Raw genomic sequence first — 11,738 nt, 5'->3', positions numbered from 1 at the left:
AGAAAAAATCTCGCAGGTTGAGGAAAAGAAAGCATGTTGTGTGAAAGTGAGAAGCCCATGTTGGTCTCCCGACCAACAAGCAACTGCAGGCGGTGCACAAATATTTAAGAAAAAATCTCGTAGGTTGAGGAAAAGAAAGCATGTTGTTTGAAAGTGAGAAGCCCTTGTTGGTCTCCCGACCAACAAGCAACTGCAAGCAGCGCCCAAAAAACCGCTTTGATCTGTAACCGGGGTACCACAGCGAGCACCCGCCCGAAAAAAAGAATCCACACCTTTCCTCAAAAAATATTTCTTTCTTATATAACAAACGCTGAAAACCAATGTTTCTGGTTTTTAAAGTGAGTTTGCGTGCGCGGAGTATAAACATTTTATTAAAAAAATAAAAAAAACCTTTAACGCGTGTGGAGTCGATAAAAATTATGCATCTTAGCATTACGAGCCATTTTTTTCAAGAACGACGAACCAAACCACCGTCCATTGTACCACCACCACCAACCGACAACGCTACGCGTATGCCTACTCGCGTGCGCCTGCTACTTTTACCTGGTAGCAAGTGCGCAGCAAGGCGATAGTATTGGTGCTGCCCGTTACTGCAAACAATTGCCTTTCTCCACTGTTGAAGCTGTTTCCTGTTCCTGGATCGTACTCCCCTCAGCACCCCGGCAACCTTTATTTCAGGTGCATGGCGACGTGATGTACGACTATATGTATCGCTCATTTGTTGATACACCCTATTTTCAACGCGACCTTTCACAACATACCCTGCAGGCTAATCTGCGGATAGTTTACAAGGATCATCTGCCAACGCGTATCGTGATCCGCCAGCGGATAAGCAACTCACCTTTTTTCAGGGACCGGTTTGATCTTAATCTCGGCTTCACGGATAAAATGGTCATGAACCGCATCCGACAACGGCTGGCCGCAGATGCACAACGTATGATTACCGGCCGTTTGGATAGCCTGAGAGTTTTACAGACTGCATTACGCTCAACAGTTGAGGAGTACCGTAATAAAGCTAACGGCTTACGTAAGCAACTCGATGACCCTTCAAAATATGCAAATCTCGTTCAGGTACGCGAGCGGTTTATCGAATCCCGCGTGAAGGCAGTGGCGGCTGAAGAACAACAGCAGGCACCTGATATCGAAGCATTGAAGCGCAGGGTGATGATCCAGTACGATTCGTTGATTCAACAAGGCCTTTCATTTTTTGCCCAAGACACGGTAACGTACCCGGAAATTGCCGCTTTGCAACGCCTGAAGGATAGCCATCAGCAAATGGAACAAAAGCTTGACAGTGCATCGCAGCATTTGAAGCAGGTACAGGAGGCATTGAAAAGAAATGAACAACTCGCGCGGCAGGCTGTTAATGGCATCCGCGACCAGGCCTCCCTGGAAAAATACCTGAAAGACAATCCCGGAATGGCCGGTTCCGTGCCGAAGGGTTGGCGTTCATTGATGGCCGTCAAAAATGTAGGTATCGGACGGAGTTGGGTCGATTATTCCGAACTCACCATTAAAAATATTTCGCTGACAGGCGCGCACGCTGAGCTGAACCCGGGCAATCTGTATGTCGCCGCAGGCGCAGGACGTATCGATGCACGCTACCGCGATTTCGTGGTGGCCAACCGCAAACGCATGCCTGCGCAATCCTTACAGTTTGTGCGGGTAGGGTGGGGCAAAAAAGAAGGAAACAATATCATTTTTACCTACTACGGCGGAAAACGTGCACTCGTAAACTTCCTGACCGATAGTACAGGCACTACAGCCACACCCCGGAATAAAATAATGGGGCTGTCCGTGGAAAGTCAACTGAAACTCAACGAACACCACTCCCTTGTACTGGAGATCGCCCGTTCTTCATTCAGTCCCACTGCCGGTACAGAGAGACAACCTGCTTATGGCAAACAATTATTCAATGTCAGCGAGCGCAGTAATGAAGCTTACGCGGTGCGCTGGCGCAGCCATTTTCCGCAGACATTTACAACGGTTGATGCATTCTACCGCAAATCGGGTGAACGTTTTCAATCCTTCAACCTGCAGCCGGTCAATTCGCAGCAGGAATCGTATGCCGTTAAATTGAAACAACTGTTCTGGAAAAAACAATTGCAGGTGGAAGCCGGATTGCGCAAGAACGATTTTTCTAATGCTTATCTCAATCCTGGTTTGCAAAGCAAAACGGTTTTTAAATCGATCATGGCTACCGTGCGAATACCGAAATATCCGGTACTGACGGTTGGCTATTATCCAAGTTCGCAACTGACGTTGCTCGATAACCAGGTGTTGGTGGAGAATCAATACAACACGCTTACCGGTATACTTTCTTATGCCTGTCGTCTGAACAATACCGGCATGGCCACCAACATTTCGTACTTACGTTTTTATAACCAACCGGGCGATACCTCATTCATTTATTATAATGCAACAAGCTGGTCCGTCAATCATTCTTTTTTCCTGAAAAATCTGCAACTGCAATCGGGGTTCTCTTATGCGGGACAGGAAGGCTTGAAAGTAACGACCTGGGAGCAATCAGCCGCTTATCAATTGAAAGATTGGCTGCAGTTACAGGGAGGACTAAAGTACAATCGGGTGCAGCCGCAGCAGGAACTGTGGGGAGGAACAGGCGGACTGACGGTCGCCATAAAATGGTTGGGAAGAATACAGTTTTTATATGAGCGCAGCTACCTGCCGGGCAGCCGGCGGCAACTGTTGCCGATGGATATGGGAAGAGTAAATTTTTACCGCACTTTTTAATAAGCGTGGTGTAAACTAAAACCGAAGCATGAAAAGAAAATTACTGGCCGCGTGGCTGGTGTTGCTCCTTACGGGTAGCGCCGCGCTGTCCCAGGTACAGATCCAGGGTACGTTACCGGCCGTCGGTCTGGTGCAAAAAAATCAACTGTGGAACCTGGTGCTGGTGAACGGTACCGCGCAGGACATGAACGGCGTGGTGGAACTGACACTCCGCGACCGCAGTACGGGTCTTGAGCTACTGACGGCTGTTACCAATTCCTTCCTCCTGAAAAAAGGAGCCAATACGGTTAACGTCAATAGTTTTTCACCGGTACAATACAACTATACAGGTATGCAGCCTGACAACACCCTGAACGGGTTGTTGCCTGCGGGCTCGTATTCGGCTTGTTACTCCTACGTGTATTTCCAATCGGAGAACTCGGAGACTTTATCACAGGAATGTTTTTCATTCGACATTGAAGCGTTGAGCCCGCCGATGCTCATTTACCCGACAGATAGTAGTGAATTGGATCAGGCGCCTGCACAATTTACGTGGACACCACCCGCGCCGGCGGCTTTGTTTCCCGTATTGCAATACGATTACTTTCTCGTGGAAGTGCGCGAAGGGCAGCGGGCAGCAGAAGCCGTACAGGAAAACCTGCCCATCTATCATACCGCCAACTGGAGCAACAACATGCTTGCTTACAGTGCGGCAATGCCATCACTTGAAAAAGGAAAATGGTATGCCTGGCAGGTGGTCGCGCGGGATGGCCGCCAGTATGCCGGGAAGTCGGAAACATGGGTATTCTCGATTCGTGAGAATGCACCGGCCGGTACCGATTCTTCAAGAATCAGTTATTCAATGCTGGCAGGCGACGGTCAGTCTGCCCCCTATCTCCATCTTGCCACGAATCAGTTGTATCTGAAACATGTATCACGCACCGGGAACTATGAAGGACAGATACAGATTCGCGATGCACAAGGTAAAATCGTACAGCAGGAAAAACAAAGCATAGTGTATGGAGACAATTACCTGCGCATAAAACTGAAAGCAGGTATTACGGGTGGACAGGTTTACACGATTGAACTGATCACACCGGCAGGTAAAAAACACAAAGCCTTATTCACTTTAACAGCACAAAACTAGCAATATGATGATTCAGCGAATATCGGAGAAATACGCAAAGCCGGTTGCCTTGGCATTGCTGCTGACATTTTCCGGGGAAATGATGATGCCGTTGTACGCGGCTTCCCGGCGTGAGTTGAACTACTACCGGGGTGCGGGAGCAACTATGACGGCGGGTGTAAGGAAAGAAGTGAGAGCTACTGTTGGTAATAACAAGCAACGTACCGCCACTGCTTCGCTGCGTGGTGGAGAGCTGATCGTTGATGCGGTAGAAGGACCGGTAAGTGAAAAGAAAGTTGACATCGGTGGACCTTCGCAACCGGAGATGCTGGGCTTTAAGCCGGCCGGTGCGAATGACATGGTGAATACGTTTACCGGTGATTTCAGTTATAACATACCGCTGCTTGATGTGGGTGGTTATCCAGTGAATATTTTCTATACCGGTGGTATCACACCCGAGCAGGAAGCGGGCTGGGTGGGGCTGGGTTGGAATATCAACCCCGGTACGGTCAGCCGTAACGTGCGTGGTGTACCGGATGATTTTGATGGTACGGAGAAAGTAATACAGGAACAGAATATCAAACCAAACATTACCTGGGGAGGACGTTTTGGAGCGGATGTCGAATTTGTGGGGCTGAAGGATATGCTGGGGATAAACCTTGGTGTTGGTTTAGGCGCTTCGTTTAACAACTATCTCGGACCAGCATTAGATGTTGGTTTTAAAGGAGGGGTTTCATTGAAAATAATGGATCTCTCTACAAATGAAAAGAGACCTAGTGACTCGTTGGGTTTGCGCATCGGTATTGGTATTGATGCCAATATGAATTCCAGGAGTGGTTTGACCATTAACCCTAATATATCGCTGAGTGCCAGGCTGGGTTTCAGTGGTGCGGATTTCGGCGCGGGCCTGGGAGCAAGTACGAGCTACAATTCAAGAACAGGAATAAAATCGCTGCAACTTTCTGAACAGGGATCGTTTAATTATTACTCAGCCAAGTTGTTGTCTGAAAATTCAGCTCTCATTAACAGTAGTTCTGTTGGGACAAGGAATGGTGTGACGATCAGTTTTGCAAAGCCATCTTATACTCCTGCAATGCGTATGCCAATCAGCAATTCCGCACATTCCGGCCATTTTCAGATCGGAGCTGGTATGACGGGGATTTCAGGATCTGTTGAAATTGAAGTATACAAACAGGAATCTGAACTCGCGCAGGCCGACCGGGTTCAGCAAAAGCCAATGGTTGGGTATCTGTATGCTCATAAAGCACAAGGTAACCGGGATGCAATCATGGATTTCTCCAGGTTCGGAGACAGAGAAGTTACCGCAAAGACACCTGTTATCGCCGTGCCACAATATGCCTACGATGTATTTTCAATCAGTGGGGAGGGAACAGGAGGTGTGATGCGTGCTTACCGGAACGATCATGGTTATGTAAGAGATAACAAGGTAAAATCAAAAGATAAAAGTATAAGTGCAGGTGTTGATATTGGTATACCCGGACATATCGGAGCGAACTTTAACCTGATTAAGACTCCCTCTACATCCGGCGAATGGGAACAGGGTAACCGCCTGCGCTCTACATTACCGTTCAAAGAAAATGATAAGTTAAATGAACAGGTGTATTTCCGCAATCCCGGTGAAAATAGTGTCATGGATGATGATCGCTATAGCCGAATTGGAGACGCTGATCTTGTTAGATTTAAATTGGGAGGAACAAAAGCTAACGCGACGATAGAACCTGTGTTAGAGCGTTTTGACGAAGCTCGGCGTCCGCTAACAAGTATCAACATGACCAGTGTATCCGATGCTGCGGCCCGCCAAAAAAGATCTCAGGTAATGAATGTTCTTACCGCAAAGGAGGCACAAGATGTTGGACTTGAACATGTATTGCGTAATTACAACATCGCTACGGTAGTTGAAGCTGACACGTTGAAGTATGCTTCCCTTTCACGTATAAATGTGAGCGAAGGACGCCAGCCCCATCATATTTCAGAAATTGATGTTAGTGAAGCAGATGGACGAAAATATGTATACGGTCTTCCTGTCTACAATCTGGATCAGAGAGAATATACATTCACCACTTCCGGCACTCCGGATCAACATGATCTGGTAGATGTAAATGCTGGTGAAACAAACGTGAATGTTGCGTTCCCCGATAACCGGGATGGTTATATTCTGAATACACGCACCCCGGCCTATGCTCACTCGTACCTGCTGACAGGCCTGTTGTCCCCAGACTATGTTGACGTAACCGGTAATGGCATCACAGAAGATGACCAGGGCTCTGCAGTTAAGTTTAACTACGTAAAAACCGGTACCTACAAATGGAGAACGCCATATGTTCCGAATGGTCAGGCAATCGCGCATTTCAATAGTGGCAACCTTACCGAGACTAAAGACGATAAGGCGCTAATCACTTACGGTGAACGCGAGTCGTGGTATGTTCATTCTATTGAAAGTAAAACCATGATTGCGCTATTTACTCTGGAAGATCGTAAAGATGGAAAGGGTGTGTCAGGCGTAATGCAGGGAATCAATACGAGTGACGCATCAGTAAAGCGGTTAAAAAAAATTGATCTCTATAATAAAGCAGATATTAAAAAGAACGGACTCGCCAACGCGAAGCCGATTAAAACTGTCTGGTTTGAGTATGATTATTCACTTTGCGCGGGAGCACCGGGCAATACAGGAGCGGCAGAAAATGTCGGAAGCATAGATCTGAATGCCAACAAAGGCAAACTGACATTGAAGAGTATTTATTTTACTTATAACGGCCAAGCGCAAAATAATCGGGGAAAACGTAACCGGTATGTATTTAACTACGGTAATAATCCAAACTATACCCCTGCCTCGACTGATCGGTGGGGGAATTTCAAGCCAAGAGCGCATAACCCGGCTGACGAAGGTGGGGTGACGGGCTTGAAAAATAGTATTTATCCGTATGCATTGCAGGGCTATGCGTCTTTTAACAATGCCAACGCAGCTGCATGGATGTTGAATAAAGTATTGCTGCCTTCGGGTGGGCAGATAGAGGTCGAATACGAAGCGGATGATTACGCATTTGTACAGGAGCGCCGTGCCACAGTGATGATGCCGATCACCCATACCGGACGTGATGCCGCCAATACAGGAAACCGTTTATATGATGTAAACTCCTCCGGTAGCGTTGACGATAACGACAAAATCTATGTAACCGTAGCTCAGCCTTGTGTAAATAAGCAGGACGTTTATAATAAATACCTGGCAGGACTACGTCAGCTTGCATTTAAACTGGCAGTGAAGATGCCCAAAGGTAAAGAGTACCTGACTATGTACGCCAATATACAAGATTATGGTGTTGGACAAAATGCCAATGAAATATGGATCAAACTCAGAAAGGTTGACGGATATGGTCCTTTGTCGCTTACCGCGATTGAATATCTGCGTGAACATCTGCCCGGACAAGCATTTGCCGGATATGAACCTCAGGGTAACTCATTACAGCAGTTCGGTGATATGTTGAGTGGAATGGTCGACGGCATGAAAGGGGCATTTAAAAATCCTGTTAACTTTCTGCGCGAACAGAAGAAAGCACAGGAAATTGTGCTCCAGGAATCATTTGTACGCCTCAACGAACCTGTTGGAAAAAAGAATGGCGGGGGGCACCGGGTTAAAAGTGTTGTCATAAAAGATAACTGGAACGCCATGACCGGTCAGCATACGTCACGATATGGCCAGCAATATGATTACACTACAACGGAAATGTTTAATGGTCAGGCTCGTACGATCAGTAGCGGCGTAGCCTCTTACGAACCGAGTATAGGGGGCGAAGAAAATCCTTACCAGGAAATCTTACAGTTGTCCGATCGACTACCATTAGGTCCCGCGAACTACGAAGCCATAGAGATGCCGGTGTTAGATGCCTTTTTCCCGGCTCCAGTGGTTGGCTACAGTAAAGTGACTACGCGTTCCATTAAAAGCGGAGATACTAAGTATGGCAAAAAATCCAGATCCGGTATTGGTCATCAGGTTACGGAATATTATACTGCAAAAGACTATCCCGTCAGACATCGTTATACCAGCCTGGATCCGGAAAGTGACAGACAAAAACACGATGCTTCAATGATGGCCTTCTTTAAGAAATGGTCATTCGACAGCCGTGCTATCAGCCAGGGATTCCTGGTAGAGACGAATGACATGCATGGTAAAATCAAGTCGCAGAGTTCATACGCAGAAACAGATCCCAATACACGTATGAGTTATACCGAATATTTTTATCGTAATACAGGTAAGTATGGGTTGGGTGAAAAATTTGATTTTGTTCATAATGATCTTGGCGGTGTGGTCAAACCCGGCTCAATGGGAGTTGACATCGAATTGATGACCGATGTAAGAGAGTTTACGGTTAAGAGTTCAAGCCTTGCCGTGCAGGCCCAGGTCGACTGGATGATTCCTGCGCCACTTCCGGTATGGCTGCCATTCATTTGGCCGGTATTCGGTACCAGTGAAAGTATCTACCGCGCAGTAACCACCACCAAACTCGTCAATTACCACAGCGTCGTCGATAGCGTGGTGGTCATGGACAAAGGCAGCGTAGTCAGCACCCGCAACCTCGTCTTCGATGCAAATACCGGCACCCCGGTTGTTACCCGGACGAACAATGAATTTGATAAACCTGTTTATAATACTACTTATCCCGCGTACTGGGCCTATAGCGGTATGGGCCTGGCCTATAAAAATATCGATGCCCGCCTGAGCGGCATCCAGTTTACGGATGGTAAGATCACCGGTGGACTCGCACCACAAACACCGAAGGATTACTTCGAAAGCGGTGATGAGATTTATATCATCTCCGGAACAACTCCTTCCGATCCCTGCTGGGCTGCTCTGCAGTCTTCCGATGCCATCAAACGTATTTGGGCTTACGACCGCAACAAGAATAACAGTTCGCTCACCAATACAACTCCTGACCTTTTATTCATCGATGCCGCAGGCAAACCTTATACAAAAGCGAATGTTACCCTGCGCATCATCCGCAGCGGTAAACGTAATATGCTTACTACTCCTGCTGCCAGCATTACCTCACTGGAGAACCCGGAAGTGGAGACGGCTGGTGTCCGCAAATTGTTGCCCGGCTCAACAACCAAAGTGCTGAATGCTTCCGCGGTTGAATACAAAGAGAAATGGCAGGTCGATCCGGATGTGATCAGAAGAGTGGCCACCAACATGTGCACGGGCCTTACATCATTCGTTTGTCTTGGTCAGCAACTCGAAACGGTGAACCCATATGTGAAAGGACTGCTCGGAACTTTCCGTCCTCACCGTAACATGGTTTTTTATGGTGAACGTACCGAAGGTCAAACATCTGTTACCAGCGGTACAAAATTATCTGCAAATGGTACACTGCTGAATTTTGCTCCTTACTGGCAATTCAACGCACAGAATAATCTCGTTACAATACCGGAGTCACGCTGGGTATGGAATAGTGAGATCACGCGCGTCAATTCACGCGGTCTCGAACTGGAAACCAAAGACGCGCTGAACATTTATACAGCAGCGCAGTACGGGTATCGTAAAAGCCTGCCCGTTGCTATTGCTAACAACGCACGGTATGATCAGATCCTGTACCAGAGTTATGAAGATGTCGGTTACAACGAATCGCTGAATAGCGTAGCTGTGACACCATGCAGCGAACTTGAATTGTTACCATTGAATGGTCAGGTGGTAAATGCCGATGCAGAAGGCATCAACGCTCATACCGGTAATAATTTCTTCCGGTTGGATGCCGGACAGAACAACGCGCTTGGCTTTTATCAGATAGGTGTCAATACCGCTAATTACGCGTATGATATAGTAGCGGATGAAACCGATATCACGAAAAGCCTGATCGATCCGGGTGTCAATCTCAATGGCTTCGATCCTTGTGAGACGAATGACAAGCCCTACTCGGCATCCGTTCTTCCAAGACAAGCTGGTAATGGCGATTATGGTGTGCAATTAACCGTAGGACAGGATTATTCTATTCCTCCTTCCAGCTTTCCACCGTATCATGGCTTCCGTGTGAATGCAAGCCAATACCTGGATGTGCAGGGGCCTACAGAACTTACATTCAATATCATAGCAGCTTATGATACCTATCAATGGTACCAGGGCTGGAACCTTCCTTATGTAAATATTAAGGTGAAAGATTTGAATGGCAGCACCCTGTTCAGTTATCAATCAAGCTATATTTTCAATGCCCAGCCGGCAGTGGTATCTCCATCTTTCGAGCTGTGTAAAGGACGATATCTGGTAGAATACCTGATGATCCGTCCCGGTTATACGCCGGTTTGTTTCCCCACTATTACGCCGCCGAACGGCGATGCTGCGGCCTACCCGTCGAGTCATGGACATACATCCGTACTGGGATATCAAACACAAGTAACGGTGGATATTGTACCGACCAGCAGCCTCGTAAATTATGCCGGCTATAGAACACTGACCACGATAAATGGCTGCGAGTTTACCAAACCAATCCCGGGCAAGGAAGAAATGAAGAATGATCTGTTCCGTATCCCGGAAAATACCCGCATGCTGTTGAGCGGATGGGTTAGAGAAGAATGCAATACCCCTTGTACAAAGTCCACTTACAGCGATGCGAAATTCAGACTCGTGTACTTCGATGAAACTGGGGCTGAATTGCCTTCACCACAAATTATAACTGCTGCCGGTCCTATTGTGGAAGGATGGCAACGTGTGGAAGCGGAATTTACGGCACCATCGAATGCCAAAGCTGTACGTGTTGATATGATGAAAACAGGTACCGGCAAAGGCTACTTCGACGACATCCGCATACATCCGTTCCCGGCCAACATGAAGAGTTATGTATACGACCCCGTAAATATGCGCCTGCTGGCCGAACTGGATGCCAATAACTATGCAGTCTTCTACGAATACGACGAAGAAGGCGGTTTGATCCGTACAAAGGCGGAGACGGCTGAAGGCGTCAAGACGATCAAAGAAACCCGTAGTGCCCGTCAGAAAGACATCACCACATTTCAATAACGAATAGAAAAATATACGATTATGTTGCGTTCCATTATAAAAAGCCTGCTGCTGACAACGACCTTGTTTGTGGCGGTAGCCGTGCAGGCTCAAACGGACACCCTGGCTCCTTACCGGGGTTTCCTGACCGCCTGCACACAATACCAGACGACACCATTGCAGGCCACCGTTAAATATCAGTCCTTCACCAACCTGGTATTGCAGCCGTCTGATACCATTAGTGCAAATGGCTATTTCTACATCGGCAGCGCTGACCAGGCTTATATACAGTTTGGCGATATTGAGCAATTGATCACCGACAGCGTGTCGATGATGATCAATCACCGCGTAGAACAAGTGCTGGTCAGCACAGACGTCACACAAGCCCGTGTGCAATTACGCCGCTACCTGGGAACAATCACCAACGACTCTTCAGTGGTGAATCTTTCCAAAGCCTTTACCATACAACAGGGAATGAGCAATGAGGCTGTTCCTGCGCCGCAATACCACCTCGTAGCCCGGACAAACGTATCAGGAACAGATATTCCGCGACAGGAGATCACGCTCGTATACGACAGCGCAACCCGTGAGCCGAAGCGTGTGGAAACCCTGCAGCGCACACTGATGCCCATCGATCCGGCAGACAGTGCCGCCTTCCGGACGCAATTCGGAAACGCAGGTGTTCTACGCACCGTACAAGGCATCGGGTTATGTTTTGTACGCGAATACAAAGCCAGTTTCGCTTATATCCAGATCCTGCATACGGCCGCGGCTTCCGTGCCACTACAGATCAGCGATTACCTGCGGAAAAATGATGAAGGCGAATATGAACTGGTGCCGGCGAAAGAAGGCTACCGGCTCAGTGTAGATTAACACGAT

4 protein-coding genes are annotated in these 11,738 nt (G+C 47.7%); all 4 read left to right on the top strand.

Features of this window, described 5'->3' with window-relative positions; all coding sequences use genetic code 11:
- Positions 1–477 precede the first annotated feature (477 nt).
- Genes H608_RS0117165 through H608_RS0117150 form a run of 4 tightly spaced genes read left to right on the top strand, consistent with a single transcriptional unit; the run spans position 478 to position 11,732 of the window.
- Positions 478–2,751 (top strand): AAA family ATPase, encoded by a 2,274-nt coding sequence (locus tag H608_RS0117165; RefSeq protein WP_155990224.1) that lies wholly within the window; start codon positions 478–480, stop codon positions 2,749–2,751.
- A 28-nt stretch (positions 2,752–2,779) separates the two neighbouring features.
- Positions 2,780–3,877: a hypothetical protein gene (locus H608_RS0117160; RefSeq protein ID WP_028788766.1), complete on the top strand. Its 1,098-nt coding sequence runs from the start codon at positions 2,780–2,782 to the stop codon at positions 3,875–3,877.
- A 4-nt stretch (positions 3,878–3,881) separates the two neighbouring features.
- A complete protein-coding gene (locus tag H608_RS0117155) occupies positions 3,882–10,880 on the top strand; it encodes a hypothetical protein (RefSeq protein WP_028788765.1) in 6,999 nt (2,332 codons plus the stop codon).
- A 21-nt stretch (positions 10,881–10,901) separates the two neighbouring features.
- A complete protein-coding gene (locus tag H608_RS0117150) occupies positions 10,902–11,732 on the top strand; it encodes a hypothetical protein (protein WP_028788764.1) in 831 nt (276 codons plus the stop codon).
- Positions 11,733–11,738 lie beyond the last annotated feature (6 nt).

The organism is Terrimonas ferruginea DSM 30193, assembly GCF_000425585.1.
In the GTDB taxonomy this organism is placed as follows: domain Bacteria; phylum Bacteroidota; class Bacteroidia; order Chitinophagales; family Chitinophagaceae; genus Terrimonas; species Terrimonas ferruginea.
Note: the sequence above shows the minus strand (reverse complement) of the source record. Positions and strands in the feature narration are given on the sequence as shown.

Coding starts and splice junctions, on each gene's coding strand:
- H608_RS0117160 (WP_028788766.1), top strand. CDS start 2,780: ATGAAAAGAAAATTACTGGCCGCGTGGCTGGTGTTGCTCCTTACGGGT.
- H608_RS0117155 (WP_028788765.1), top strand. CDS start 3,882: ATGATGATTCAGCGAATATCGGAGAAATACGCAAAGCCGGTTGCCTTG.
- H608_RS0117150 (WP_028788764.1), top strand. CDS start 10,902: ATGTTGCGTTCCATTATAAAAAGCCTGCTGCTGACAACGACCTTGTTT.